At 68.9% G+C, this 26,197-nt stretch carries 24 protein-coding genes and 1 pseudogene; 7 read left to right on the forward strand and 18 right to left on the reverse strand.

Annotated features, from left to right (window positions below; all coding sequences use genetic code 11):
* Nucleotides 1–66: 66 nt before the first annotated feature.
* The 4 genes from FXO18_RS05120 to thyX all read right to left on the reverse strand — a co-directional run bounded on the left by FXO18_RS05120 (nucleotide 67) and on the right by thyX (nucleotide 6,785).
* Entirely contained in the window at nucleotides 67–2,841 is a 2,775-nt protein-coding gene (locus FXO18_RS05120) for an FtsK/SpoIIIE family DNA translocase (protein ID WP_149359923.1), read from the reverse strand.
* A 339-nt stretch (nucleotides 2,842–3,180) separates the two neighbouring features.
* Nucleotides 3,181–4,995: a ribonuclease J gene (locus FXO18_RS05125; RefSeq protein ID WP_149359924.1), complete on the reverse strand. Its 1,815-nt coding sequence runs from the start codon at nucleotides 4,993–4,995 to the stop codon at nucleotides 3,181–3,183.
* Nucleotides 4,995–5,903: a 4-hydroxy-tetrahydrodipicolinate synthase gene (gene dapA, locus FXO18_RS05130; RefSeq protein WP_149359925.1), complete on the reverse strand. Its 909-nt coding sequence runs from the start codon at nucleotides 5,901–5,903 to the stop codon at nucleotides 4,995–4,997. The genes FXO18_RS05125 and dapA overlap by 1 nt, the downstream gene beginning before the upstream one ends.
* A 129-nt stretch (nucleotides 5,904–6,032) precedes the next feature.
* Nucleotides 6,033–6,785: an FAD-dependent thymidylate synthase gene (thyX, locus tag FXO18_RS05135; RefSeq protein WP_149359926.1), complete on the reverse strand. Its 753-nt coding sequence runs from the start codon at nucleotides 6,783–6,785 to the stop codon at nucleotides 6,033–6,035.
* Between the two features lie 117 nt (nucleotides 6,786–6,902).
* On the opposite strand from thyX, the gene FXO18_RS05140 reads away from it, so the two are divergent.
* Both FXO18_RS05140 and FXO18_RS05145 read left to right on the forward strand, forming a co-directional pair.
* Nucleotides 6,903–7,340, forward strand: coding sequence for an SRPBCC family protein (locus FXO18_RS05140; protein WP_149359927.1), 438 nt, complete (start codon nucleotides 6,903–6,905; stop codon nucleotides 7,338–7,340).
* Nucleotides 7,341–7,420: 80 nt separating this feature from the next.
* Nucleotides 7,421–7,861 (forward strand): annotated as a pseudogene (locus FXO18_RS05145) (toxin-antitoxin system HicB family antitoxin); the annotation flags it as partial.
* A 323-nt stretch (nucleotides 7,862–8,184) separates the two neighbouring features.
* On the opposite strand, the gene FXO18_RS05150 reads toward FXO18_RS05145, so the two are convergent.
* From FXO18_RS05150 to rpsO, 6 genes are all read right to left on the reverse strand, one after another.
* On the reverse strand, nucleotides 8,185–8,649 hold the full coding sequence (locus FXO18_RS05150; RefSeq protein WP_149359929.1) for a flavodoxin family protein: 465 nt from the start codon (nucleotides 8,647–8,649) through the stop codon (nucleotides 8,185–8,187).
* A gap of 3 nt (nucleotides 8,650–8,652) precedes the next feature.
* Complete coding sequence (locus FXO18_RS05155) at nucleotides 8,653–9,048, reverse strand: hypothetical protein (RefSeq protein WP_235900490.1); 396 nt, start codon at nucleotides 9,046–9,048, stop codon at nucleotides 8,653–8,655.
* Between the two features lie 56 nt (nucleotides 9,049–9,104).
* Nucleotides 9,105–9,863 (reverse strand): 4-hydroxy-tetrahydrodipicolinate reductase, encoded by a 759-nt coding sequence (gene dapB / locus FXO18_RS05160; protein WP_149359931.1) that lies wholly within the window; start codon nucleotides 9,861–9,863, stop codon nucleotides 9,105–9,107.
* A 62-nt stretch (nucleotides 9,864–9,925) separates the two neighbouring features.
* On the reverse strand, nucleotides 9,926–11,254 hold the full coding sequence (locus FXO18_RS05165) for a M16 family metallopeptidase (RefSeq protein ID WP_268884912.1): 1,329 nt from the start codon (nucleotides 11,252–11,254) through the stop codon (nucleotides 9,926–9,928).
* Between the two features lie 100 nt (nucleotides 11,255–11,354).
* Nucleotides 11,355–13,616, reverse strand: coding sequence for a polyribonucleotide nucleotidyltransferase (locus FXO18_RS05170; protein WP_149359932.1), 2,262 nt, complete (start codon nucleotides 13,614–13,616; stop codon nucleotides 11,355–11,357).
* A gap of 449 nt (nucleotides 13,617–14,065) precedes the next feature.
* A complete protein-coding gene (gene rpsO / locus FXO18_RS05175) occupies nucleotides 14,066–14,335 on the reverse strand; it encodes a 30S ribosomal protein S15 (protein ID WP_149359933.1) in 270 nt (89 codons plus the stop codon).
* A gap of 292 nt (nucleotides 14,336–14,627) precedes the next feature.
* On the opposite strand from rpsO, the gene FXO18_RS16145 reads away from it, so the two are divergent.
* On the forward strand, nucleotides 14,628–15,833 hold the full coding sequence (locus FXO18_RS16145) for an NYN domain-containing protein (RefSeq protein WP_149359934.1): 1,206 nt from the start codon (nucleotides 14,628–14,630) through the stop codon (nucleotides 15,831–15,833).
* Nucleotides 15,834–15,864: 31 nt separating this feature from the next.
* Here FXO18_RS16145 and FXO18_RS05185 read toward each other — a convergent pair whose 3' ends face one another.
* Nucleotides 15,865–16,872 (reverse strand): bifunctional riboflavin kinase/FAD synthetase, encoded by a 1,008-nt coding sequence (locus FXO18_RS05185; protein ID WP_187774178.1) that lies wholly within the window; start codon nucleotides 16,870–16,872, stop codon nucleotides 15,865–15,867.
* Between the two features lie 112 nt (nucleotides 16,873–16,984).
* Between FXO18_RS05185 and FXO18_RS05190 the strand changes: the two genes are divergently transcribed.
* From FXO18_RS05190 to FXO18_RS05205, 4 genes are read left to right on the forward strand one after another with little or no spacing between them, the layout of a single operon-like run.
* Nucleotides 16,985–17,929: a metal ABC transporter substrate-binding protein gene (locus tag FXO18_RS05190; protein ID WP_149359936.1), complete on the forward strand. Its 945-nt coding sequence runs from the start codon at nucleotides 16,985–16,987 to the stop codon at nucleotides 17,927–17,929.
* The gene (locus FXO18_RS05195) at nucleotides 17,926–18,711 is read left to right on the forward strand and encodes a metal ABC transporter ATP-binding protein (protein ID WP_149359937.1); all 786 of its coding nucleotides are present in this window, start codon (nucleotides 17,926–17,928) and stop codon (nucleotides 18,709–18,711) included. Before FXO18_RS05190 ends, FXO18_RS05195 begins: the two co-directional genes overlap by 4 nt.
* 2 nt (nucleotides 18,712–18,713) lie before the next feature.
* Nucleotides 18,714–19,664, forward strand: coding sequence for a metal ABC transporter permease (locus FXO18_RS05200; RefSeq protein ID WP_149360131.1), 951 nt, complete (start codon nucleotides 18,714–18,716; stop codon nucleotides 19,662–19,664).
* Between the two features lie 32 nt (nucleotides 19,665–19,696).
* Nucleotides 19,697–20,407: a metal-dependent transcriptional regulator gene (locus tag FXO18_RS05205; RefSeq protein ID WP_235900451.1), complete on the forward strand. Its 711-nt coding sequence runs from the start codon at nucleotides 19,697–19,699 to the stop codon at nucleotides 20,405–20,407.
* Here the strand turns inward: FXO18_RS05205 and truB are convergent.
* From truB to FXO18_RS05240, 7 genes are all read right to left on the reverse strand, one after another.
* Nucleotides 20,404–21,324 (reverse strand): tRNA pseudouridine(55) synthase TruB, encoded by a 921-nt coding sequence (gene truB, locus FXO18_RS05210; protein WP_407936438.1) that lies wholly within the window; start codon nucleotides 21,322–21,324, stop codon nucleotides 20,404–20,406. The two genes, FXO18_RS05205 and truB, sit on opposite strands and share 4 nt — an antisense overlap.
* Nucleotides 21,308–22,021, reverse strand: coding sequence for a 4'-phosphopantetheinyl transferase family protein (locus FXO18_RS05215; protein WP_328593346.1), 714 nt, complete (start codon nucleotides 22,019–22,021; stop codon nucleotides 21,308–21,310). The genes truB and FXO18_RS05215 overlap by 17 nt, the downstream gene beginning before the upstream one ends.
* Nucleotides 22,018–22,902 (reverse strand): metallophosphoesterase family protein, encoded by an 885-nt coding sequence (locus FXO18_RS05220; RefSeq protein WP_149359939.1) that lies wholly within the window; start codon nucleotides 22,900–22,902, stop codon nucleotides 22,018–22,020. The genes FXO18_RS05215 and FXO18_RS05220 overlap by 4 nt, the downstream gene beginning before the upstream one ends.
* A gap of 48 nt (nucleotides 22,903–22,950) precedes the next feature.
* Nucleotides 22,951–24,315, reverse strand: a complete 1,365-nt coding sequence (locus FXO18_RS05225; protein ID WP_235900452.1) for an MATE family efflux transporter — start codon at nucleotides 24,313–24,315, stop codon at nucleotides 22,951–22,953.
* Nucleotides 24,308–25,303: a DHH family phosphoesterase gene (locus FXO18_RS05230; RefSeq protein WP_235900453.1), complete on the reverse strand. Its 996-nt coding sequence runs from the start codon at nucleotides 25,301–25,303 to the stop codon at nucleotides 24,308–24,310. The genes FXO18_RS05225 and FXO18_RS05230 overlap by 8 nt, the downstream gene beginning before the upstream one ends.
* 5 nt (nucleotides 25,304–25,308) lie before the next feature.
* Nucleotides 25,309–25,791 (reverse strand): 30S ribosome-binding factor RbfA, encoded by a 483-nt coding sequence (gene rbfA, locus FXO18_RS05235; protein WP_149359941.1) that lies wholly within the window; start codon nucleotides 25,789–25,791, stop codon nucleotides 25,309–25,311.
* An 82-nt stretch (nucleotides 25,792–25,873) separates the two neighbouring features.
* Nucleotides 25,874–26,164 carry a DUF503 domain-containing protein gene (locus FXO18_RS05240; protein ID WP_149360135.1) on the reverse strand — a complete coding sequence of 97 codons (291 nt, stop codon included), beginning with the start codon at nucleotides 26,162–26,164 and terminating at the stop codon, nucleotides 25,874–25,876.
* Nucleotides 26,165–26,197: the final 33 nt, after the last annotated feature.

A 26,197-nucleotide genomic window follows, 5' to 3' on the forward strand; every position in this document is an offset into this window, starting at 1 on the left:
CCTCATTAAACCATCCCTGGACGCTCGCGGCATCCAGGGATGGTCGACGACACACCTCTACGAGGCCTAGGTCACGCTCTCGGCACCATTGCGGACAGCCTCGAGCACGGATTCGAGATCGTCGGACTTGACGAGCACATCGCGCGCCTTGGAGCCCTCGCTCGGTCCGACGATGCCGCGGGTCTCCATCAGGTCCATCAACCGACCGGCCTTGGCGAACCCGACGCGCAGCTTGCGCTGCAGCATCGACGTGGAGCCGAACTGGCTGCTCACCACGAGCTCGATGGCGGAGAGCAGGTGATCGAGGTCGTCACCGACATCGGAGTCGATATCCTTCTTGTCGCCCGGCTTGGCGGTGGTGACGCCCTCCTGGTAGTCGGGCTCGCCCTGCTTCTTCGCGTACTCGACGATCCGCTGGATCTCCTCGTCGGTGACGAACGCGCCCTGCAACCGGGTGGGCTTGCCCGCGCCCATCGGCAGGTACAGGCCATCGCCCATGCCGATGAGCTTCTCGGCGCCCGGCTGGTCGAGGATGACGCGCGAGTCCGTCAGCGAGGAGGTGGCGAACGCGAGCCGGGAGGGCACGTTCGTCTTGATCAGGCCGGTGACCACGTCGACCGAGGGCCGCTGCGTGGCGAGCACGAGGTGGATGCCTGCCGCGCGCGCCTTCTGCGTGATGCGCACGATCGCTTCCTCGACCTCGCGCGGGGCGGTCATCATGAGGTCGGCGAGCTCGTCGACGATCGCGAGGATGTACGGGTAGGGGCGGTACTCCCGCTCGCTGCCGGGCGGGGTCTTGATCTCGCCCGAGCGCACCTTGTCATTGAAGTCATCGATGTGCCGCACGCGGCTGGCCTGCATGTCCTGGTAGCGCTGCTCCATCTCCTCGACGAGCCAGGCGAGCGCGGACGCTGCCTTCTTCGGCTGGGTGATGATGGGCGTGATCAGGTGCGGGATGCCCTCGTACGGGGTGAGCTCGACCATCTTGGGGTCGATGAGGATCATCCGCACCTCGTCCGGGGTGCAGCGCGCGAGCAGCGAGACGAGCATCGAGTTGACGAAGCTCGACTTGCCGGACCCCGTGGAGCCCGCGACGAGCATGTGCGGCATCTTCGACAGGTTCGCGGCGACGAACTCGCCCTCGATGTCCTTGCCAAGCCCGATGACGAGCGGGTGGTGATCCCGGCGCGTCGAGGGAGCGGCCAGGACATCGGCCAGTCGCACCATCTCGCGGTCGGTGTTGGGCACCTCGATGCCCACGGCCGACTTGCCAGGGATGGGCGCGAGCAGCCGCACGTTGTCGGTGGCGACTGCGTAGGCGATGTTGCGGGCGAGCTGGGTGATCTTCTCGACCTTCACGCCCGGCCCGAGCTCGACCTCGTAGCGGGTCACGGTCGGGCCGCGGGTGTACCCGGTGACGGCCGCGTCGATCTTGAACTGCTCGAGAACGTTGGTGATCGCATCGATCATCGCGTCGTTGGCAGGGCCGCCGAGCTTGGGCGGATCGCCCTGGATGAGCAGCTTGCCGGGGGGCAGCTTGTAGTTGCCCACGGGCTTGCGGTCGACGATCTTGCCCGCGGACTTCTCCGCGCGTGGCGCCTTGGGCGCGGTCGATGCAGCGCTGGCCGCATCACGGGCCTGGTTGTTGCCGCGCCCGCCGATCGGGAAGCGCAGTTGCAGCCGCCGGTGCTCCTTCTTCGAGGCCGCCTCGCTACCGGAGGGGCTCTCCGAGGGAGATTCCTCGAGGGGCACCTCATCGAGGGTGTGCTGCGCGGCGTCCGCCTGGTCCTGGTCGCGCTGCGCGGGAGCAGGCGCTCCATTGATGGGCTCGTCGTTGATGGGCTGCGCGTCGCCCTGGCGCGTGCCGGGCTGGATCGCTTGCGGTCGCTTGCGCGCGGGGCGCTTGGGCTTGGTGGGCTCATCAGCCTCCGGCGCCGCGGGAGCCGCGTCCCTGCTCGCGGCATCGGCATGCGTGAGCCTTGCTACGACACGGGCGAGAGCGTCGGCGACCTGGCGCATCGTGGTTCCGGTGAGCAGCAGGATGCCGTAGAGGAGCGCTAGGACGAGCAACGGCGTGGCCAGCCAGACGGTGAGGCCCTCGGTCAGGGGCCATCCGGCGACATAGCCGAGGATGCCGCCGGCCGCGCGCTGTCCCTCGATGGTGGCGGGGAGGCCGGAGAGGACGTGCCACAGGCCCAGGGTTCCCGCGCCGACGAGCCCGCTGCCGAGCACGAGGCGTGGCCGTGCTTCGGGATGCGGCTCCGTGCGCATGAGCATGACACCGAGCATCCCGAGGATGAGCGGGACGAGCGCGGTGGGAGAACCGAAGACCGAGCGGAAGGCCAGGTTGACCCACTCCCCCACCGGGCCGCCGGCGTCGAACCAGACGCTGACCGCGACGATGAGCCCGACGGAGATGAGCGCGAGCCCGGCACCATCCCGGCGGTGCGCGGTATCGATGTCGTGAGCCTTGCCCACGGTGCGGGCTGTCGCGCCGACGCCGCGCGCCGTGAGGGTCCAGGAGGCCGCGATGCCCTTGCCGAGGAGGCTGGCGATCGAGGGGCCGGTGCTCGCGCGGCGGGCCGGGGCGCGACCCTTGCGCTGGCGGCTTGCTCCCGTCCGGCCGGAGCCTCCGGCGTGGGTACGAGCGCGGGTGGACCGTGTCGCTGAGGAGCGAGACGAGGAGGACCGTGTCGCTGCGGAACGGGTTGCGGTGGACCGGGAGGCGGAAGCCTTCGCCCCGGTCGAGCCGCTGCGGGCAGGGCTACCTGATGCGCGCGTTCCAGCACCGCGTGCAGTCGACTGCGTGCGGGTGGAACGGGCTTGAGTCCTGGCTGGCATGACTGTCACGTTAGCCGCTTGGCCCCCACGAGGACCATACGCCCCAGCGGTCACAACCAAGTCGTAATGGTTCTTGTGCGGCATATCACCGGTTCGCGGCACGATAGCCGTTGCGCATCAGCATGATCGAGCGCTCGCTGCGGGCGTGGCACGAGCGCGTCGTCGCAGCATGGAGGCTCCCCGATGAGGCATCGCTCAAGGCGCCGGAACGAGAGCGGGCGCGCATGCTTGTGATTAAGCCATGCGCGCCCGCGTCCAGTGAGTTGCGCGACACCATCGTGACCGTATCGTTAGGCCCTCGAGCATGCTGCCGCGCGTGCCACTACATCTCAGTAGTGGCTACCGCTCGACCTCGATGACCGTGGGCACGATCATGGGCTTGCGCCGATAGGTCTCGGCGACCCACTTGCCGACTGCGCGGCGCGCGGCCTGGGCGATCCGGTGCGTGTCCGTGACACCATCCGCCTCGAGCCGGCGCAGCTCGGATTGCACGCGGCGGACCGCGGCCTCGAACACGTCGGGGTCATCGGAGAAGCCGCGCGCCGAGATCTCGGGACGGGTGATGACCTTGCCGGTGCGCGGATCGATCGCCACTGTCACGGCGACGAACCCGCCCTCGCTGAGGGTCAGTCGGTCCGCGAGCGTGGGCTCGCCCACATCGCCGACCGCGAGGCCATCGACGTAGACGTGTCCGACCGGGTAGCGACCCGTGATCGAGGCGACGCCATCGATGAGATCGACGACCACGCCGTCCTCGACGAGCATGACCCGCTCGCGCGGCACGCCCGTGGATTCGGCGAGAGCACCGTTGGCGCGCAGGTGCCGCCATTGCCCGTGCACCGGCATGACATGGCGCGGCCGCAGCGCGTTGTAGATGAAGAGCAGCTCGCCGGCCGAAGCATGGCCCGAGACATGGATCTTCGCCTCAGCGTTCGTCACGACCTTTGCCCCGCGGTGGGCGAGGCCATTGATCACCGCGTGCACGGAGGTCTCGTTGCCGGGGATGAGGGAGGCCGCGAGGATGACCGTGTCGTCGGCGCGGATAGTGATACTGCGATGCTCGCCGCGGGAGATCCGCGACAGCGCGGCCAGCGGCTCGCCCTGCGAGCCGGTGCACACGATCGCCACCTGGTTCTCCGGCAGGCGCGCGGCCTCGTCGAGATCCACCTCGATGCCTTCTGGCAGGTCGAGGTAGCCGAGGTCCGAGGCGATCTGCATGTTGCGCACCATCGACCGGCCCACGAACACGACCTTGCGGCCATTCTTGTGCGCCGCATCGATCACGTACTGGATCCGGTGGACGTTGCTGGCGAAGGACGCCACGATGACGCGCTTGGGCGCGCGGGAGATGACGACGTCGAGCGCGATCCCCACCTCGCGCTCCGGGGTGAGCACGCCTGGGCGCTCGGAGTTCGTGGAGTCGATCATCAGCATGTCCACGCCCTCGTCCCCGAGCCTGCTGAACCCAGCGAGGTCGGTGAGCCGCCCATCGAGCGGCACCTGGTCGAGCTTGATGTCGCCGGTATGGAGGAACGTGCCCGCCGAGGTCCGGATGCCGACCGCGAGCGCGTCGGGAATGGAGTGGTTGACCGCGAAGAACTCGAGATCGAACGGGCCATAGGTGACGCGATCGCCCTCGGCGACCTCGTTGAAGCGCCCCTTGACCCGATGCTCGCGCAGCTTGGCCGACAGCAGCGCGAGGGTGAATCGCGCGCTGACGATCGGGATGTCCTCGCGCATCTTGAGCAGGAACGGGATCGCGCCGATGTGGTCCTCGTGGCCGTGCGTGACCACGCACGCGACGACGTCGTCGAGGCGGTCCTCGATCGGCCGGAAATCAGGCAGGATCAGGTCCACGCCGGGCTGCTGGTCAGCAGGGAAGAGCACACCGCAGTCGATGATGAGCAGCTTGCCCTGGTGCTCGAGAACGGTCATGTTGCGACCGATCTCCTTGATGCCACCGAGCCCATAGAAGCGCACGCCGCGTGGCTCGGCGGGCGGTGGCGCGCCAAGCTGGGCGGTGGATGAATCAAACACTATTGGTTCCGTTCGGGTTGGATTGGCGCGGGCGCGCGGCGCCGGTGCGACCGGGGGCTCCGGCGGACCGGCCGTGCGCGTCACCCGACGACCGCGGCGGCTGTTCTCGCTAGCCATTACTGAAGTACCCCCGCTGCTCGCATCTCGGCGGCAAGCGCCTGGACTTGTTCGTATGTGGGAGCGACCTGCGGGAGGCGCGGGTCGCCGGTCTCGAAGCCCTGGAGCCGCAGCCCAGCCTTGGTGGCGGACACGCCACCGAGTGCCGCGATGGCCCGGAAAAGGGGAAACATGGACGCGTTGAGCTTGCGCGCGCGGGCGTAGTCGCCGATGTTCGCCGCGTCGAGCATCTTGCGCAGGCGGCCAGCGGCGAAATGCCCGGCCACGCTCACGAAGCCGACCGCACCGATGGCCAGCCAGGGCAGGTTGAGCGGGTCGTCCCCGGAGTAGTACTCGAGCCCGGACTGCGCGATGATCTCCGCGCCGAGGTTCAGATCGCCCTTGGCATCCTTGACCGCGATGATCCGCGGATGCTCGGCGAGCGCGAACAACGTATCGCGCGCGATGGGCACGATCGAACGGGGCGGGATGTCGTAGAGCATCACGGGAAGATCGGTGGCATCGGCGACCGCGCGGAAATGCGCGAGCAGGCCCGCCTGGGGCGGCCGCGAGTAGTACGGCGTGACCACCAGCAGGCCATGGGCACCAGCCTGGGCCGAGAGCTTGGCCAGCTCGATGCTGTGGGTGGTGTCGTAGCTGCCGGCGCCAGCGATGATCCGTGCGCGGTCCCCCACTGCATCGACGACAGCGCGCAGCAGCGCGGCCTTCTCCTCCTCGGTGGTGGTGGGCGACTCGCCCGTGGTGCCACCGAGAACGAGACCGTCGCAGCCTTCCTTGACGAGATGATCGGCGAGCTTCACTCCGCCGTCGACATCGATCTTGCCGTCCGCGGTGAAGGGAGTGACCATAGCGGTCAGTACGGTTCCGAACGCGCGCGTCGCGCTCGGCATGGGAACACCCGTCGTCATGGTGCTAACGCTACCTTTCAGCTCTCCGGATACCGAACACCTCGCCACTCCGGTCTCATGCTTGTCACACCTTAGCCGCCTGGCAGCACCGAGCGACACACTGGGCGACGCCGGTACGCGCGGAAGCCGTCAGCCCTCGGTGACGAACGGGCTCGTCGCGACCTCGCTGCCGTCGAGCAGCGTGCCGATCTCGAAGTCGCCGAACACGTTGGGCGCGACGCCCTGCAGCTGGCGCAGGCACTCGATCGCGAGCTCGCGGATCTCCACATCGGCATGCTCGGTGGCGCGCATCCCGATGAAGTGGCGCCAGGCCCGGAAGTTGCCGGTGACGACGACCCTGGTCTCGGTGGCATTGGGCAGGACCGATCGCGCCGCCTGCCGGGCCTGCTTGCGGCGCAGCAGCGCGTTGGGCATGTCCGCGAACTTCTGCTCGAGCGCCGAGAGCAGCTCCCCGTAGGCATCGCGGGTTACCTGGGCGGACTTGACCAGCAACTCCTCGAGCTCGGGATCCCCCGCGATGGCGGGCGGCGCGACGATGTTGGCATCATGCTCGGGCACGTAGCGCTGGGACAACTGCGAGTACGAGAGGTGCCGGTGCCGGATGAGCTCATGGGTGCAGGACCGCGACACTCCCGAGATGTAGAACGTCGCGGAACCATGCTCGAGCACGGAGAGGTGGCCGACCTCCAGGATGTGGCGCAGGTAGCCGGCGTTGGTCGCGGTGCGCGGATTGGGCTTGTCCCAGCTCTGGTAGCACGCCCGGCCCGCGAACTCCGCGAGCGCCTCCCCGCCCTCGGCGTCGGTCTCCCACGGGACATCGCTGGGCGCGGTGAATTCTGTCCTCGCGATGAGCTGCACCTTCAGCGGCACGATCTCTGGCACGGATATCCTCCTACGAGTGCTTACGCAGCTCGACACTGGACGGCAGGCGCACGCCAGTCGGTTGTGGCGCATCAGTGATTATCACCTACCAGGATTACACGTGAGGAGTGTGGGCAAATGGCAGTCAGCGGATCGATCGATTTCGAGATCAAGGCAAGCCCGGAGAAGGTGATGGCGGCGCTCGTGGATGTCGAGTCGCTGCCGAAGTGGTCGTCCTCGCACCGCAAGGTGGAGGTGCGCTCCCGCGACGAGCAGGGACGCCCGCAGCGGGTGTGGATGGCCATCTCGACCCTGGGCATCAATGACGAGCAACTGGTGGACTACCGGTTCACCGACGACACCGTCGAGTGGTCGCTCGTGGAGCCGAGCAACCAGCAGAAGACCCAGGACGGCTCCTACGTGCTGTCCCCGAGCGCCGCGGGCACCCGCTTGACGTTCGAGCTGACGGTGGACCTGAAGATCCCCATGCCGGGGTTCCTGGTCAAGCGTGGCCAGAAGATGGCGCTGGAGACGGCGTCGAAGGGCTTGACGAAGTTCGTGGAGGGGCAGGACTGACGCCACCCTCCCACCGATGACGCCAGAGGTGACGCCACATTGCATTTGACTGGCGTCATCTTTGGCGTCACAGTGGTGTCATGGATCTTTCCCCGTACCTCGCCCGCCTCCACGACGACCTCCTCTCGGCAGCCGCCCTCGGCGACGAGCGCACCCAGCAGATCGCCGCCAGCCTCGCCAAGGCCACCGAGCCCACGCTGCGCCTCACGCTGCTCACCGCGCTCAGCGACTTCGCCAAGGAAGTCTCCACCGAGCTCGAGGGACGCACCGTCGACGCTCGCCTCAACGGCGACAACATCGAGATCGTCATCGTCCACGACAGCGACCCCGATGAGACCACCGAGCAGCCACCCCGCACTGAGTTCGAGCAGGCCATGGACGACCTCGGCGGCAACATCTCCCGCGTCACCCTGCGCCTGGTCGACAACATCAAGGCCCGCGCCGAGGAAGCCGCCAACGCCAACGGCGTCTCGCTGAACTCCTGGGTGGGCCAAGCAGTCCGCGGCGCGCTCCGCGAGCAGAGCACCTGGTCCTGGGAGCCCCCCCACGCCCGCGAGCGCCGCAGCCAGGCCGAGCCGACCGCTCCCGGCCAGCCGACTGGCACTGCTGGTCCTGGCACCACAGCGACCGGCACCACTGGTCCTGCTGGCACGACGAGCGAGGCAACCGGTCCCGCAAGCAGCAACGAGGACCCGGCCGGGAGCTAGTCTCCGCCCCACGCCCCTTGCGCCAGACCGCGGAAGTGTGACCGTGTGCACCCTTCCGCGGTCGTCCAGGGGTGCAAACGCTCACACTTCGGCCCGGCCGCGGGCAGTAATCTGGCCGCAAGCCCAGGGGCAGCCGATCAGGCCATGCCCTCCGCGAGCATCACGGCCACCGTCGCCCCCAGCTCATAGCATTGCTCGCGCTGCTCCTTGGACGGCATGCCATACAGCTCCAGCGGTGCCGCTACCTGCTTGAGCTCCAGGCCAGTGGTGAGCTTGCGCACCGAGGAGACCGCACCGGCGGTGTCCTGATTGCCATGCACCCACAGCCCGAAAGGCCGGCCAGCAACATCGTCGAGGCACGGGTAGTAGACGGTATCGAAGAAGTGCTTGAGCGCCCCGGACATGTAGCCGAAGTTGGCGGGAGTCCCGAACAGGTACCCGTCAGCCCCGAGCATGTCGGGGACGGTGGCGGCGAGGGCAGCCACTGACCGCACCTCGACTCCCTCTATGTCAGGGTCGCGCGCGCCCTCGAGCACGGCCTCGAGCACAGCGCGCATGCCCGGCGAGGGCGTGTGGTGCACCACCAGCAGTGTCGCTGCCATCGTTCACCTCGGTTCCCGATCGCGTGCTTCCAGCTCGACCGCCCGGCCCATTGATTCCCGTGCCCGTCGGCGGTCTCCGGCCACATCGTACGCCCGGGCTACCCGATACCACTGGCGCCAGTCATCCGGCGCCGCATCGAGATCACCCTTGACCTGCACGAACAGTGCATCAGCAGCATCCCGCTCGATCCGGCCCGATGGTCGGCGCGGCAGCTCGGAGGTATCAAGCTCAAGATCCTCGGCCGCGATGAGCCGGGCGAGCCGCTCGTGCGCGAACCCGGCCCGCAGGGTCGTGTAGGTGACATAGATGCCCAGCAGCGGCAGCAGCAGGATCGCCGCGCCCATCACCATTGCGGGAGTATCGCCACTGGCGAGCAGCAGCACCCCCTGCCGGCCCATCAGGATCAGGTAGAACACCAGCGCGCCAGTGAACAGCGCGATGGCGACCTTGGTCTTCACAGGTCCATGAACGGGTCGATGCCGATGGTCAGCCCTGGGCGGGCGCCGATGCCTCGCACTCCGAGCAGCACCCCGGGCGCGAACGAGCTGCGATCCAGCGAATCATGCCGGATCGTCAGGGTCTCGCCCTGGGTACCGAGCAGCACCTCCTGGTGCGCGACGAGGCCAGCGAGCCGCACGGAATGCACGCGCACTCCCCCGACCTCCGCGCCCCGTGCTCCGTCGAGCTCGCTCGTGGTGGCGTCGGGGATGTCCGCGCATCCAGCTGCTTCCCGGGCCGCGCCGATCAGCTCGGCGGTGCGCGCAGCGGTGCCGGAGGGCGCGTCGGCCTTGTTCGGATGGTGCAGCTCAACGATCTCCACCGACTCGAAGAAGCGCGCGGCCTGCTCGGCGAACCGCATGCACAGCACGGCGCCGATGGCGAAGTTCGGGGCGATGAGCACACCCACGCCGGGCTGCTCGTCGAGCCAGCCGCGCACGCGCGCGATGCGCCCCTCGTCGAAGCCCGTGGTGCCGACAACGGCATGGATGCCGTGACCGACCAGGAACTCCAGGTTCCCCATCACCACATCGGGATGCGTGAAATCCACGACGACCTGCGCCCCAGCGGTGACGAGGTCATCGAGCGCGTCGTCCTTGTCCACCGCGGCCACGAGCTCGAGGTCGCTCGCTGCGTCCACGGCCGCGCAGATCGCCTGCCCGACCTTGCCCCTTGCTCCGAGCACCCCCACCCGCAGCGCGGTCGATTCACCCATGTCGTCCTCGTTCCTGTCGATCCGGCATCACCATTGATCGTGCCTGCCCGCTGCCCGCGAGGCTACTCGCCCGCGGAGCCCGCGACGCCGCACAGCTGGCGCAGGCGCAGCGGAGCTGCATCACTGTTGGCGTACGGGCCTACCAGCGCTGCGCCGAGGGGGCGCTGGAACAGCTCGCGGGCCACGGCATTGACCTCATCGAGGGTAACGGCTTCGATGCGCGCGATGGTGTCCTCCACGGGCATCTGGTCGCCGTAGCTGACCTCGCTGCGACCGATGCGGTTCATGCGGGCCTGCACATCCTCGAGGCCCAGGACCAGCTGCCCCCGCAGGTTGCCCTTCGCCCGCTGGCATTCGGCGGCAGTGATCCCGTTGACGGCGAGATCGACGAGCACATGCTCGATCACCTCGATGACCTCGGTGAGATTGTCCTCGTGGCAGCCCGCATAGATGCCGAGCGCCCCGGCATCGGCGAAGGTGTGCGTGCTGGAGTAGACGGAGTAGGCGAGCCCGCGGTTCTCCCGGACCTCCTGGAACAGCCGGGAGCTCATGCCGCCGCCGCAGACGTTGTCGAGCACCGACAGCGCCCAGCGGCGCGGATCGTGCCGCCCGAACGACCGCATTCCCAGCGCCACGTGGATCTGCTCGGTGTCGCGCTCGTGCACCGCCAATCGCGGTTGCTCCCGCAGCACGAGTTCCCCGGCGCGACGCGGCGAGGGATCCCGCTCCCCCTCCGTTGCCTCGGCGGCGTGGCGCCGCAGCAGCTCGACGACATCGTGGTGGTCGATGTTTCCCGCGACGGCGAGCACCATGTGCTCGGGCCGGTACCGGGATTGGTGGAAGGCCTTGAGCTGGCGGCGCGTCATGGCCTCGATCGACCCGACGGTGCCGATGATGGGGCGGCCCAGCCGGTGGCCGGGGAGGATCGCCTCGAGGAAGGCATCGCCGAGCATGTCGTCGGCATCGTCGTCACGCATGGCGAGCTCATCGAGGACGACGCCCCGCTCGATCTCGACATCGGCGGAGAGGCAGCGCCCGCGCAGCACCACGTCGGTGACCAGATCGATGGCGAGCTCGAGGTCGGTGTCGAGCACGTGCGCGTAGAAGCAGGTGTGCTCGCGGGCAGTGAAAGCGTTGAGCTCGCCGCCGACCGCGTCCATGGTCTCGGCGAAGTCCTGCGCGGTCCTCGTCGGGGTCGCCTTGAACAACAAGTGCTCGAGGAAGTGCGCGGCTCCGGCATGGCTCGGATGCTCGTCGCGCGAGCCCGTGCCGATCCACAGCCCCACTGCGGCGCTGCGGGTTCCTGGCATGTGCTCGGTGACGATGCGTAGCCCGCTGGGCAAGATCGTGCGTTGCACGGCATCCGAGAGCGTGCGTTGCACGGTATCCACGTGGTTCTCCCCTAGTGGTTGTCCGGCGAGGTCGGTTTCGCCGTGGACAGCAGGGCGGCCCAGGTCACCGTGGACCGGGGCCGCCCTGTTGCAGTGCTGCTTACTCGGAGGCAGTGCCCGCGGTGGCGGTGCCGTTGCTTCCGTTCGCCGGGGCGCCTTCCTCGGTGTCCTCGACCGGGGTCAGGCTGATCTTGCCGCGGTTGTCGATGTCGGTGATCTCGACCTGCAGCTTGCTGCCCACGTTCACCACGTCCTCGACCTTGCCGATGCGCTTGCCGCCACCGAGCTTGGAGATGTGGACGAGGCCGTCGCGACCGGGCAGCAGCGAGACGAACGCGCCGAAGGGCGTGGTCTTCACGACGGTGCCGAGGAAGCGGTCACCGATCAGCGGCTGCTGCGGGTTGGCGATCGCGTTGATGCGGTCGATCGCGGCCTGGGCGGAGAGGCCGTCGGTGGCTCCGACGAACACGGTGCCATCGTCCTCGATCGAGATCGAGGCGCCGGTCTCCTCGGTGATCTGGTTGATCATCTTGCCCTTGGGGCCGATGACCTCGCCGATCTTGTCCACGGGCACCTTGATGGTGGTGATCCGCGGCGCGTACTGGCTCATCTCGTCGGGGCGATCGATCGCCTCGGCCATGACCTCGAGAATGGTCAGGCGAGCGTCCTTTGCCTGGCTGAGAGCACCGGCGAGCACCGATGACGGGATGCCATCGAGCTTCGTGTCGAGCTGCAGGGCCGTGACGAACTCCTTGGTGCCAGCGACCTTGAAGTCCATGTCGCCGAAGGCGTCCTCGGCACCGAGGATGTCGGTGAGCGCCACGTACTTCATCTCGCCGTCGATCTCATCGGAGACGAGGCCCATGGCGATGCCGGCGACGGGCGCCTTGAGAGGCACTCCCGCGTTGAGCATCGAGAGCGTGGACGCGCACACCGAGCCCATCGAGGTCGAGCCGTTGGAGCTCAGTGCCTCGGAGACCTGGCGGATGGCGTAGGGGAACTCCTCGACGCTGGGCAGCACCGGCACGAGTGCCCGCTCGGCGAGCGCGCCGTGGCCGATCTCGCGGCGCTTCGGGGAGCCGACGCGACCGGTCTCGCCGGTGGAGTACGGCGGGAAGTTGTAGTGATGCATGTAGCGCTTGGACTTCTCGGGGCCGAGCGAGTCGATCTGCTGCGCCAGCTTCATCATGTCGAGGGTGGTGACGCCCAGGATCTGGGTCTCGCCGCGCTCGAACAGCGCGCTGCCGTGGGCACGCGGGATGATCGCGACCTCGGCGGCGAGCGAGCGGATGTCCGTGACTCCACGCCCGTCGATGCGGAAGTGATCCTGGATGATGCGACGACGCACCTGCTGCTTGGTCAGTGACCGGAACGCGGCGCCGAGCTCCTTCTCGCGACCTGCGAACTGCTCGGAGATCGAGGCGAGGACCTCCGCCTTGACCTCGTCGAGGCGTGCCTCCCGCTCGGCCTTGCCCGCGATGGACAGTGCCTCGGAGAGCGGCTTCGCCGCGACCTTCTCGACAGCCTCGAAGGCATCAGCCTCGTACGGCGGGTAGAGCGGGAACTCGCCGGTCTCCTTGGCGGCACCGCGCGCGAGGGCCTGCTGGGCCTCGCACAGCTTCGCGATGAACGGCTTGGCGGCCTCGAGGCCCTCGGCGACGATCGCCTCGGTGGGTGCTTGCGCGCCCTTGCCGATCAGGTCGATCACGTTGTCGGTGGCCTCGGCCTCGACCATCATGATGGCGACGTCAGCGTTCTCGCCCTCGCCCGCCACGATCCGGCCGGCGACGACCATGTCGAACACGGCCTCCTCGAGCTGCGCGACCGTGGGGAACGCGACCCACTGGCCCTCGATGAGGGCGACCCGGACCGCGCCGACCGGCCCGGCGAAGGGCAGGCCCGACAGCTGGGTCGATGCCGAGGCAGCGTTGATGGCCACCACGTCGTAGAGGTGCTGCGGATCAAGGCTCATCACCGTGACGACGACCTGGACCTCGTTGCGCAGGCCGGCGACGAACGTCGGGCGCAGCGGCCGGTCGATCAGGCGGCAGGTGAGGATGGCGTCGGTGGAGGGGCGTCCCTCGCGGCGGAAGAACGAGCCCGGGATGCGGCCCGCGGCGTACATGCGCTCCTCGACATCCACGGTGAGGGGGAAGAAGTCGAGGTTCTCCTTCGGCTGCCGCGACACCGAGGTCGCGGAGAGCAGCATGGTCTCCTCGTCGAGGTAGGCCACGACGGAGCCGGCGGCCTGCTGCGCGAGGTGGCCGGTCTCGAAGCGCACGGTGCGCTGTCCGAAACGGCCGTTGTCAAGCACGACGGAGCTCTCGAAGATTCGGGGCTCGGAATCGTGGCTTTCGGTCATGTGGATCTCACTCTCGTCTTTGCGCCGCGCTCGCGCGCGGCCGTCTCGCTGCGCGGGTCACGCGGGCGCTGGGCGCGCGTGCAGGGCAGCATTGTGGTCATGCCGGGGTGAGGGGACGCAGGGGTTTGGGGAGTTTCCAGCGCTGCTACTGGAGAAGCAGCGGCCCGGTGTGCTCGCGCTCGCCCCTCGCGGCCGCGGCCATCGATCGAAGCGGCCGGAGCTAGGCTCCGGCGGCCACTACCGAGGACCGACCCGAGAGAGGACTGCGAACCCTCGCGGCATGTGGCCGGGTCCACGTGATCGTGCCCAGCCATCCGCAGAGTACCAGGCTAGGAGTGCATCGCGCGCGATCGTGGCGCGGGAATCCCCGGAAGCCGCAAAAGCCCGGTGGCCGTCCCCGCGAAGGGACGGCCACCGGGCCGTGACTAGGCTTGCAGCCAGGCGACCTGCTAGCGGCGCAGGCCGAGGCGGCCGATCAGAGCGCGGTAGCGCGCGATGTCGACCTGCTGCAAGTACTTGAGCAGGCGACGGCGGCGGCCGACGAGCAGCAGCAGGCCACGACGCGAGTGGTGGTCGTGCTTGTGCATCTTGAGGTGCTCGGTGAGGCCGATGATGCGGGTGGTCAGCAGGGCCACCTGCGCCTCGGGAGAACCGGTATCGGTCTCGTGGAGGCCGTACTCGCTCAGCACGGACTTCTTGGTCTGGGTATCGAGTGCCACTGGTTTGCTTCTCCTCAGGATCAGTCCGCGTGATGTGCTCGGCCGCGACCCTCGCGCATGCCCGCGATCCGTTGCACGGTCCGGGGCGCGCCGGGGCGGCGCCGATGGCCAGGCCGCCGCGAACCGCAGCCGGGCCGACCGCGTACTCTATCACTCCCGCGAACGCCTCTCCAAAGCCGCGCCAGCGGGCCGGGGTCCGGGCCATTCCGGGCACGCTCGGTCTACGGTTGGGTGAACCCGGCGGGGCCTCCCTGCCCGGGCAGGTACCAACCATGGAGAAGGTGAGCAACCGATGCCGCAGCCCAGGCCTGCCAATGCCATCATGTACGTCGACGCGGGCTACCTGTGGCTCACGCTGCAGGAGATGACGGGCAAGGCGCACCGCCAGCAGCTGGGCATCGATCAAGTAGCGCTCATCCGGCTGATCGGCGAGCTCGCCCAGCGGCACCATCCCGATATCCGGGTCCTTCGCCAGATGTGGTACGACGCCGAGCCCGAGAATGGCTCGCCAGTGATGCACCACCAGCTCATCCGCGACACCCCGGGCGCGTGGCTGCGCACGGGCACGCTGCACTTCATGGATGGCGTCGCCCGCCAGAAGGGCGTCGATACCCGCCTGGTGGCCGATGTGGCGGCCGCTGCGGTGCGCCGGACGACCGAGGAAGTCATCATCCTGGCCGGGGACGGGGATCTCGTGCCCGCGATCGAGACCGCCGCCGAGGAGGGCATCCGCACGTGCCTGTGGTACTTCGCGGGCGGCGATACCGTCTCGCGCCGGCTCAAGGGCACGGCGGACCACGTGCTCGAGCTTGATCCGCAGATCTTCCTCGACCTCCAGTACCGCGGCCGGCCCGTGGATGGACCCGCGATCGATTTCTCCCAGTCCGAGATGGGCCAGCCCCAGCCAGCCCCCATGGACCCCGAGCCCGGCACACCACCCGCTCCCCCCACCGTGGAGCCAGAGGCCGCTGGCGCCAGCGCCGTGCCACCGTCCAGCGTGCCCCCATCCAGCGGGCCCCCATCCAGCGGGCCACCGTCCAGCACGGACGACGGCACCGCGGACCAGGCCACGACTGGGCCCGCTCCCGACGAGCCCCCGGTCGATCCGGCCCCAGTGCCTGCTCCCCGCCCTCCGGGCCCGTCGCCGCGGGTCATGCCACGGTTCATCCCGCAGCGCCAGGCCGTCCGCGAGACCGACCTGATCCCACTCTCGGTGCTCAGCCCCGTCGGCGCTCAGCTGGTGGTCGACACCCAGGGCGAGCCACGGCGGATCGGCGAGCGCTACGCGCAGCGCTGGTGGGATGCGTCGTCGAAGGAGCAGCAGTCACGCATCAGCGACTATTTCGCGAGCAGCCACCAGCTCCCCCAGCGCGTGGACTCGGACATGCTGCACCTCGCTAGCTCGGCGCTCGGTGTCGAGTTCGTTCCCGATGAGGCCCGGATCGTGCTGCGGGACGGCTTCCTCGCGGAGATCCGCATGCGCATCCGGCGCTTCTAGCAGCCAGCTGGCCTAGCCAGCCATCGGCGGATCAGTGCTCGGGCGGCGCCCCGCCGAGCAACTCCCGCGTGCGTGCCACGTCCGCGTCGATCGCCTCGATGAGCGCCGCGGCGCTGTCGTAGCGGCGCTGCTCGCGCAGGCGATGGGTGAAGTCGAGGGCAACATGCTGGCCGTAGAGGTCGGCATCGATGCCGAGGACGAATGCCTCGACGGTGCGGGCGGTCCCGGAGAACGTGGGATTGGTCCCCACCGAGATAGCGGTCTGGCATTGCTGCCCCGGCTCGATGGTGGTCCCGGGCACGGTGCCGGGACCGAGGACGGTGAACCAGCCTGCGTAGACGCCATCCGCGGGCACCGCCGTGTGGACGGGCGGGGTGATGTTGGCGGTGGGGTACCCGAGGTCCTTGCCCCGGCCATCGCCGCGCACCACCACGCCCTCGATGCGATGCGGGCGACCGAGCGCCTCGGTGGCCGCGGGCATGTCGCCGGCATCGACGCAGGACCGGATGTAGGTGGAGGAGAAGGTGACCTCGTGCTCGGCGAGGAGGCCCACGCCGTGGACGCCGAACCCGAATCGCTGGCCGAGCTCGCGGAGGGTGTCGACATTGCCCGCGGCCTTGCGGCCGAAGGTGAAGTTGTCGCCGACGACGACCTCGGCGACGTGGAGCCGCTCGACGAGGATCTCGTGGACGAACGCATCGGGCGAGAGGCGCGATAGCTCGAGGGTGAAGGGCATGACGCAGAAGATGTCGATGCCGAGCTCCTCGACGAGCTCGGCGCGGCGGGTCAGCGTGGAGAGCTGTGCCGGGTGCGAGCCTGGCCGAACGACCTCGGAGGGGTGAGGGTCGAAGGTCATCAGCACGCTGGGCACACCGAGCCGGCGGGCCTCCTCCACGGCTTTGCTGATCAGCCGGGCGTGCCCGCGGTGCACGCCATCGAACACCCCGATCGTCAGGACGCATCTCCCCCAGTCCGCCGGTATCGCGGAGAGGCCGCGCCATCGTTGTCCACGCCATTGTTCCTGGGGCCACGTCTGCACATGCAAAGCCTACGACGGACGTGGTGGCCCCGCGCAACGCGACATCGCCCCGGCGTGGATGACCGGCGCGCCGATCTGGACAAAGCAGGTATCCCGATGATTAGATTACGGCATGACGAAGATTAGGGTTCGATGGACGAAATCACGGCTGGCACCACTGCTGGTCGCCCTTGCCGCCATCCTCGCCGTGCCCGCATGCGCGAGCGACAGCACCGGAGAAGCGTCGAGCGATTCATCGGGCAAGCCCATCGTGCTGACCACGTTCACCGTGCTGGCGGACATCGCCTCCAACGTCGCCGGGGACCATCTCATCGTCGAGTCGATCACCAAGCCCGGGTCCGAGATCCACGGATACGAGCCCACCCCCTCCGACCTGCGCACCGCCGAGCAGGCCGCACTGATCCTCGACAACGGGCTCGGGCTCGAGTCCTGGTTCGCGCGCTTCGTCACCACCGCGGGAGCCCCGCACGCCGTTGTCTCCGACGGGATCGAGCCGATCGCCATCGCCGCGGGCGACTACGAGGGCAAGGCCAACCCGCACGCCTGGATGTCACCCACCGAGGCGCAGGTCTACATCGACAACATCGCTGACGCCTTCGCCGACCTCGACCCCGGCAACGCAGCGGACTACCGCGCGAACGCCGAGGAGTACAAGGCCGAGGTCGCCCGCATCGGCGACGAGCTCATCACCGCGCTCGACTCCGTGCCCCCCGCCCAGCGCGCGCTCGTCAGCTGCGAGGGCGCCTTCAGCTACCTGGCCCGCGACGCTGGCCTGCAGGAGCAGTACCTGTGGGCGGTCAACCAGGAGCAGGAGAGCGCGCCGCGCGAGATCGCCCGGCTCGTCGGGTTCATCCGCGACAACGAGGTCCCTAGCGTCTTCTGCGAGTCCACCGTCTCCGACCGCGGGATGCAGCAGGTCGCTCGCGAGGCCGGCACGCGCTTCGGCGGCATCCTCTACGTCGACTCGCTCTCCGAGCCCGACGGGCCCGTCCCGACCTATCTCGACCTGCTCCGCCACGATGTCGACGTCATCATCGAAGGACTGACCACATCATGACCACTTCCCCTCTCGACCGCGCCGCCGCGCCAGCCCTCGATATCAGCGGGCTGCGCGTCTCCTACCGCACCCTCACCGCGCTCGACGACGTAGACCTCGCGCTCGGCTGGAACCGCGTGTGCGGGCTCATCGGCACCAACGGATCCGGCAAGTCCACGCTGTTCAAGTCGATCATGGGGCTCGTCAAGCCCCAGGCTGGAACGATCCGGGTAGCCGGGCTGCCTGCCGCCAAGGCCCGCCGCCAGAGCCTCATCGCCTACGTGCCGCAATCCGAGGAGGTCGACTGGACCTTCCCCCTGAGCGTCCGCGATGTCGTCATGATGGGCCGCTACGGGAGCCAGAACTGGCTGCGCTCCCCCCGCCGCACCGATCACGCCGCCGTGGCCGAGGCGCTCGACATGGTCGGCATGGCCGCGTTCGCCGACCGGCAGATCGGGCAGCTCTCCGGCGGCCAGCGCAAGCGCGTGTTCGTCGCCCGCGGCATCGCGCAGAACGCCTCCGTCCTGCTCCTCGACGAGCCCTTCACCGGCGTGGACAAGACCAGCGAGGCCATGATCATCGATCTGCTCCGCGACCTCGCCGCCGCGGGACGCTCGATCCTCGTCTCCACCCACGACCTCTCGTCGCTGCCCGCGCTGTGCGACGAGGCGGCCCTGATCAATCAACGCATCATGCTCCACGGCACGCCCCGGGAAGTGCTCCGTCCCGAGAACCTCGCCCTCGCGTTCGGGGCCAACCCCCTCGCGCCGCGCGGCACCGTCCCCGCCACGCTGGCAGGCTGATGATGAACATCCTGGATCTACTGCTCGACCCGCTCCAGTTCGAGTTCATGCAGCGCGCGTTCATCGTCGCGATCGTCGCCTCCGTCGTGTGCGCCCTGCTCAGTTGCTGGCTCGTGCTCGTCGGCTGGTCGCTGATGGGCGATGCCATCTCCCACGCGGTCCTCCCCGGAGTCGCTCTCGCCTACATCGTGGGTGCCCCCTTCGCTGTTGGCGCGCTCGCCTTCGCTCTCCTCGCGGTCGCTCTCATCGGTGCGGTGCGCAAGACCAGCCGCATCAAGGAGGACGCCGCGATGGGCATCGTGTTCACCGCGTTGTTCGCGTTCGGCCTCGTGCTGGTCTCGCGCAACCCGTCGCAGGTCGACATCATGCACATCCTGTTCGGCAACCTGCTCGGCATTCCGCCGCGCGACATGATCCAGGTGCTCGTGCTCGGCGGGATCACCGCCGCGATCCTGCTGGTCAAGCGGCGCGACCTCACTCTCTACGCCTTCGACAAGGCGCACGCCCAGGCCGTGGGCATCTCCGTGGCCAGGATCGGCGCGCTGCTGCTCGTGCTCCTCGCGATCACGATCGTCGTCGCCCTCCAGGCCGTGGGCGTGATCCTCGTGGTGGCCCTGCTCATCACCCCCGGCGCCACGGCCTACCTGCTGACCGATCGCTTCTCCCGCATGCTGGTCATCGCGCCGATAATTGCGGTGCTCGCCTCCACCACAGGCATCTACGCCTCCTACTACTACGACGCGTCCACCGGCGGCATGGTCGTGCTCGCCCAATCCATCGCGTTCGCGACGGCCTATCTGCTCAGCCCTGCCCACGGCTTGCTCACCCGGCGCTGGCAACGCGCCCGCGCCTCGGCAGCGCCCGATCCTGGCATCGCCGAGGCCCGCACACGCGCATCGGATGGGGGTGCCGCGAGCATCGCTCACGCGGCCCAGAACGACACCGCGAAGTGACGCCCTCGCGAGGATTGCCTAAGCTCGTAGGCGTGCCTCAATCTCACAACCGGACACGATCAAGCCCCGATCCCGCTGCCCCAGCACTATCTCCCGCGGCCGAGGACTATTTGAAGACGATCTGGTCCCTGTGCGAATGGTCCGATGAGCGTGTCAGTGCCAAGATGCTCGCCGAGAAGGTCGGTGTCTCCGCCTCGACCGTCTCCGAGTCGATCAAGAAGCTCTCCGACCAGGGTCTGGTCGACCATGCCCGCTACGGATCCATCGCGCTCACCGACGCCGGCAAGCGCGCCGCGATCTCCATGGTGCGCCGCCACCGGCTGATCGAGACCTTCCTCGTCCGCGAGCTCGGCTACCGCTGGGACGAGGTCCATGAAGAGGCCGAAGTGCTCGAGCACGCCGTATCGGACCGGCTCATCTCCCGCATCGACAGCAAGCTCGGCTTCCCCGAGCGCGACCCGCACGGCGACCCCATCCCGTCCGAGGATGGCGACGTCTCCGCCCTCGATGCCCGTCCGCTGAGCGAGCACTCCGACGGTGATTCCGGTGTCATCGCCCGCATTTCCGACGATGATGCACAGATGCTCCGCTACTTCGAATCCGTCGGCATCCAGCTCGATACCCGCATCACCATCGTCGAGCGCCGCGACTACGCGGGCACCGTCTGCATCCGGGTCGGGACCGATGACACCACCGTGGAGCTCGGCGATATCGCCGCCCAGGCCATCTGGCTCGGCTCCTAGTCCACGACTCCCACCGGTCGTGCCACGAACACCGGGCTCGCGCGGCGTCCCTTCTCCGCGAGCAGCGCCCAGGCCGTGCCCTCGCCGTCCACCGCGCCGTGGACCCCCGCGAACTCCCCCGTCGGCTCCAGCCACTTGCCGTTGCGCAGCTCCTGGGCCTCGGCATCACTGATCAGGCGCACCGGGAATGCCCTGCTGACCGCCTCATCGAGCGTGAGTGACATCGTGGGGTTCTCGGCGAGCTGCTCCAGGGTGCGCGCGTCGTCGAGCGAGAATGGCCCCACCCGCGTTCGCCGCAAGCGGACCAGGTGTCCCCCGACGCCGAGCGCCGAACCTAGATCGCGGGCGAGGGCACGGATGTAGGTGCCGCTCGAGCATTCCACCTCGACATCGATATCGAGCAGGTCCCCGGCCGGGCGGGCCTCCACGGCATCGAACCGGGTGATGGCAACTTCGCGGGATGGCAGCGCGACGTCCTCGCCGGAACGCACCCGCTGGTACGCACGCTTGCCGTCGATCTTGATCGCGCTGACCGAGGACGGGACCTGATCGATCACTCCGGTCAGTGATCGGATCACCGGCGCGTAGTCGTCCTCGGTGATGTGGCCCGCGGGCGACGCCGAGACCACCTCGCCCTCGGCGTCATCGGTCGTGGTGGCTTGCCCGAGGCGGATCGTCGCGTGGTACTCCTTGGTCGCCAGGCTCAGGTGGCCGAGCAGCTTGGTGGTTCGCCCTACCCCGAGCACCAGCACGCCCGTGGCCATGGGATCAAGGGTGCCCGCGTGGCCGACTCGCCGCGTGCCCAGTATCCGCCGCGCGCGCCCCACCACGTCGTGGCTGGTCATGCCGGGAGCCTTGTCGACGATCACCAGGCCGCCGAGGACGTGGCCCCCCGCGCGCTCAGCCACCGTTGCCAGCCTCGAGGGGAACGATGATCACCGCGACGATGAGACCGTTCTCCACCCGCCAACGCCCCTCCAGCGTGCTCAGCGGCGCCCCCTCGCGGGCGGTGCCGTCGATGAGGATGCGGGAGGAGAACGACCCGGTGGCCGTTCCGTGCGCGCTGTCGGACTCGGCCACGGCGATGGTCACGTGGGCGTCCTCGAAGCCCAGCCACCGTCCTGTGATCGGGAACCAGGCCTTGTAGGTGGTCTCCTTGGCGCAGAACAGCACCTTGTCCAGATGAATGCCCGGATGCTCGGCCGGGACGGCCCCGGCGAGCCAGTCCCGCTCCTCAGGGATGCTCACGCTCGGCAGCACTCCCCCCGGGAGCGTGGAATGTGGTTCCGCGTCGATGCCGATGGCCCGCGCATCCGCCGCCAGGCCCACCACGGCGGCCCGGTAGCCCGCGCAATGCGTCATGCTGCCGACGACCCCGCCCGGCCAGGATGGGGCACCACGATCACCCTTGAGGATCGGCATGTGCTCGGCTCCAGGGACGCCCAGCGTGCTCATCGCGCGGCGGGCCAGGAAGCGGACCGTGAAGAACTCGGCCTGGCGCTTGGGGACGGCCCGGGCCACGGCGGCACGCTCCGCTTCCGGGACGAACATGCCCACTGGGTCCTCGAATGCCTCCGCCGCCACTAGCGGCTCCGGCACGAGCTTGTCGATCACGGGGTCTCCTCACGGCGGAAGCTTGCGGGCAACATCAGCGGCGGTGGCGGGTTCACCGGCGCGGGAAGGATCTGGCGCAGCACCGGGCTAGGCAAGCCCCGGCGCTTCCACTCGGGCGGATAGCCGACCGATACCTCCTCGAACGGAACACCATCGTAGAAGGTCCGGCGTGGCACGTGCAGGTGCCCATATACCACGCTCACCGCATGGTAGCGGCGATGCCAATCGGCCGTCAGGTCCGTGCCGCACCACAGCGCGAACTCCGGGTAGCGCAGGATCCGCGTCGGCTCGCGCCGCAGCGGCCAATGATTGACCAGAACGGTCCGCGTTCCCTGGGGCAGGTCATCGAGCCGGGCCTTCGTCTCCGTCACGCGCGCCTGGCACCACGCATCGCGCGTCAGGTACGGCTCGGAATGCAGCAGGAACTCATCGGTGGCCACCACTCCGCGATCGCGCGCCACCGTCAGTGCCTCGCCCCGCGTGGCGGTACCGGCCGGGCGCCAGGTGTAGTCATACAGAAGGAACATCAGGGCGATCGTCACCGGGCCACCCTCGCCCTCCCAGACCGGCCATGGATCCTCGGGCGTGACAACACCGATCTCGCGGCACAACCGAACCAGGTAGTTGTACCGCGCGACCCCCTTGACCTGGACGGGATCCCGGGCGGTGGTCCACAGCTCATGGTTGCCCGGCACCCACATCACCCGCGCGAATCGCGACCGCAGCTCCGAGAGCGTCGACCGGATCTCGTCGCTGCGCTCGGCAACGTCCCCGGCCATGATCAGCCAGTCATCCGGGGACTCCGGCTGGATCATCCCCAGGATATCGGCATTACCACGATGCCCGACGTGCACATCGGACACCGCGAACAGTTTCGCCACGAATCGACCTCCTCCAACGCTTCCAGTATGCCGTGCTGGTCCCCGCCGCTAGCCACGCGGTGACCGCTCCTGCCGGTCGGCCCCCACCACCAGCCAACGATCGCCCCGCGCCCGCCACACCACAGTGCCCGCCCGCGCGCAGAGGAAAGCGGCCAGCCCGGCCCAGATCCCGGGCAGCCCCCAGCCGAGCAGCAGCGACAACCAGATCATCGGCAGGAACGCCAGCACCGCCGAGAGCACCGTCGCCGTGCGCAGGAACGCGGCATCGCCACTGCCGAGCAGCACCCCGTCGAGCGCGAACACCACTCCCGCGACCGGCACGAGCAGCACGAGCACCCACCACACCGAGGCGACGCTGCCCAGCACGCCCGGATCGTCGGTCAGCAACGCCGGGATGGTGGCATGGCCGAGCGCGAAAGCCGTCGCGAGGACCAGCGCGAACACCACCGACCAGCGGGTGATGCGCCAGGTCATCGCGCGGGCCGCCCCGGTCGCGCCCCCGCCGAGAGCAGCGCCGATCAAGGCCTGGGCCGCGATGGCGAGGGAATCGAGCATCAGCGCGATGAGGTTCCACAGGTGCAGCATCAACTGGTGCGCGGCTACCGAGCTCGCCCCGAACCGGGCCGCCACTGCTGCGGCGGAGATGAAGCAAGCCTGGAACGCGAGGCTGCGAATGATCAGGTCGCGGCCGAGCACGACCTGCGCGCGCATCACGTCCGGCCGCGGCCGGACCGCGATGGGATGGGTGGATCGCTGCCGCTCGCGGTGCAACGCCCCCAGGAAGAGCAATGCCGCGCAAGCCTGGCCAATGACATTGGCCACCGCGGAGCCGACGAGGCCCATCGCGGGCGCGCCGAGCAAGCCGTGGACCAGCACGGGGCACAGGATCGCGGACACACCGAGGCCCGTAGCGACGAGGACCAGCGGCCGGACCGTGTCGTGCACGCCCCGCAGCCACCCGTTGCCAGCCATGGCGATGAGGATCAGGGGCGCGCCCAGGATCGCGACCCGGAGCCAGGCGAGGGCGGGCTCCGCGATCGCAGGATCACCGGACAGGACACCAATCACAGGACCGGCCACCCAGCTGACGACCACGATGATGCCCACACCGATACCGATGGCCAGCCACGTCGCCTGGATGCCCTCCGCGACGGCCGCGGACCGATCGCCCGCACCGTGGTGGCGCGCTGCGCGGGCCGTGGTGCCATAGCTGAGGAAGGTCAGCTGGGTGGTCACCTGGGCAAGGATCAGCCCGCCGATGGCAAGGCCAGCGAGGGGCAATGCGCCGAGCCGTCCGACGACCGCGAAATCATAGAGCAGGTACAACGGCTCGGCCGCGAGCACTCCGAGCGCCGGGAGCGCGAGCCGCAGGATTCGTCCCGGGGTCGCCGGGGGAACCGTCTGCTCAGCCAATCTCGCGCACCAGATCCGCGATGATCGGTTCCTGCTCGCCTGTCGCCTCGAACCCGGCGGAGCGCGCATGGCCACCACCGCCGAACGCGCTCGCCACGCGCGCGACATCCACGGACTGCTTGGATCGCAGCGACACAGACCATTGCGCGGGGCCCGTCTCCTTCAGTACCGCGGCGACCTCGGCCTCGACGGTACCGCGCACGATATCGATCACCGACTCCCGCTCGTCCTCGGGAATGTCCACGAGGTCCGACTGGTGGACGGTCGCGAGCACGAGGCCCTCTCCCGCCGCTGCCTCCGGCAGGAGGCGAGCGCCACCGAGCACGGACGAGAGCATCCCGAGACGACCGAACGGGTGCGAATCAAGCAGGTCGCGGGTAATCGCGCGGGCATCGATCCCGCAGCCAATGAGCTCCGCGGCGAGAACGTGCGCCTCCGGGCCGCACCAGCGGAACGATCCCGTATCGGTGACGAGCCCGGCATAGAGGCAGTGGGCGATATGCGGCGCGAACGGGGCCGCCCCGAACTGCTTGAGGATCCGCGCCACGAGCATCGTGGTGGAATCGGCGCCCGGGTCGATGTAGTTGATGTCGCCGAAGCCCGCGTTCGATCGATGATGGTCGATCACGATGCTCGTGCCCGCCGTCCCGAGGTACCGGGCAAGCTCTCCCAGCCGGTCCGGCGATGCGGCATCGACGGAGATGAAGGTGTCGGCATCCCCAGGCAGCTCCGCCGGTCGCATGATGGTTCCGGCGCCAGGCAGGGAGGCGAACACTTCGGGAAGCAGCGCGGGCTCGGCGAAGGAGACCGACACCCGGCTCCCGCGCGACCGCAGGAACGCCGCGAGGGCGAGCCCGCTGCCGAGAGTGTCGGCATCCGGGTGGACATGGCAGGCGATCACCACATCGCGCGCCCGGCCAAGGAGCTCGGTGACCTCGCGCAGGACCTGGTCATGCCCCGCGCTGCCGTAGCTGGGAAAGGCAGGCACCGTCGCTACCGCGATTCGCTGTCGCCCTGGTCGTCCGCCGCCGCGTCCGGCTCATCCTCGTCATCGAGCTTGTACGGGTCCGGATCGCCGGCGTAGGTAGCGTTCTCCCGCGCGCGGGCGAGCTCGGCGTCGGCGGCACGAGCCTTGGCGAGCAGTTCCTCCATGTGCCGCGCGGTGTCGGGCACCGAGTCGAGCTTGAATGCCAGGCTCGGCGTGTAGCGGACGCCGGTGCCGGCACCGACGCGGGTGCGCAGCTGGCCCTTGGCCTTCTCGAGCGCAGCGGCAGCGCTGTCGAGATCGGCGGGCGAGTCGAGGTCCCTGCCGCGCACCGTGTAGAACACGGTGGCGTCCCGGAGGTCATTGGTGATGCGGGCGTCGGTGAACGTCACGAACTCGAGGCGCGGATCCTTGATCTCGTGCTCGATGGCGGTAGCGACGATCGTGAGGATGCGCTTGGCGAGCCGGCGGGCGCGGGCTGGATCAGCCATCACGGCCCCCTTTCCTGTGTTGCTGGTGCTGGATGCTCGTGCCCCGGCGATGATGCAGCCGGGGGCCAAGCTCGGTGGCGGGTCAGTCTTCTGGGCCGAGGATACGTCGTCGGGCGGAGAGCAGCTCGATCTCGGGCCTCGCGGCCACGTGGCGCTCGCACGTATCGAGCACCGCATGCACGTGCCCGGCATCGCCGCTGACGGCCGCGATGCCGAGGTGGGAGCGGCGCAGGAGGTCGGGGTCACCGACCTCGCTGCTCGCGACCCCGAGCTTCTTGAGGTCCGCGAGGATCGGCTTGATCACCGAGCGCTTTTCCTTCAGGGAACGAATATCCCCGAGAAGCATGTCGAGCTCGAGCGCGCCAACATACACGTGGTGAGCGGCCTTTCCTGCGCTAGTGGTTCG

Source organism: Lolliginicoccus suaedae (assembly GCF_008312885.1).
Taxonomy (GTDB): domain Bacteria; phylum Actinomycetota; class Actinomycetes; order Mycobacteriales; family Mycobacteriaceae; genus Lolliginicoccus; species Lolliginicoccus suaedae.

Bases quoted from the DNA above. Each gene is read 5' to 3' on its own strand.
- FXO18_RS05120 (WP_149359923.1), bottom strand. From the start codon at position 2,841: ATGCCAGCCAGGACTCAAGCCCGTTCCACCCGCACGCAGTCGACTGCA.
- FXO18_RS05125 (WP_149359924.1), bottom strand. From the start codon at position 4,995: ATGGCTAGCGAGAACAGCCGCCGCGGTCGTCGGGTGACGCGCACGGCC.
- dapA (WP_149359925.1), bottom strand. From the start codon at position 5,903: ATGACGACGGGTGTTCCCATGCCGAGCGCGACGCGCGCGTTCGGAACC.
- FXO18_RS05140 (WP_149359927.1), top strand. From the start codon at position 6,903: ATGGCAGTCAGCGGATCGATCGATTTCGAGATCAAGGCAAGCCCGGAG.
- FXO18_RS05150 (WP_149359929.1), bottom strand. From the start codon at position 8,649: ATGGCAGCGACACTGCTGGTGGTGCACCACACGCCCTCGCCGGGCATG.
- FXO18_RS05155 (WP_235900490.1), bottom strand. From the start codon at position 9,048: ATGGGCCGGCAGGGGGTGCTGCTGCTCGCCAGTGGCGATACTCCCGCA.
- dapB (WP_149359931.1), bottom strand. From the start codon at position 9,863: ATGGGTGAATCGACCGCGCTGCGGGTGGGGGTGCTCGGAGCAAGGGGC.
- FXO18_RS05170 (WP_149359932.1), bottom strand. From the start codon at position 13,616: ATGACCGAAAGCCACGATTCCGAGCCCCGAATCTTCGAGAGCTCCGTC.
- FXO18_RS16145 (WP_149359934.1), top strand. From the start codon at position 14,628: ATGCCGCAGCCCAGGCCTGCCAATGCCATCATGTACGTCGACGCGGGC.
- FXO18_RS05190 (WP_149359936.1), top strand. From the start codon at position 16,985: ATGACGAAGATTAGGGTTCGATGGACGAAATCACGGCTGGCACCACTG.
- FXO18_RS05195 (WP_149359937.1), top strand. From the start codon at position 17,926: ATGACCACTTCCCCTCTCGACCGCGCCGCCGCGCCAGCCCTCGATATC.
- FXO18_RS05200 (WP_149360131.1), top strand. From the start codon at position 18,714: ATGAACATCCTGGATCTACTGCTCGACCCGCTCCAGTTCGAGTTCATG.
- rbfA (WP_149359941.1), bottom strand. From the start codon at position 25,791: ATGGCTGATCCAGCCCGCGCCCGCCGGCTCGCCAAGCGCATCCTCACG.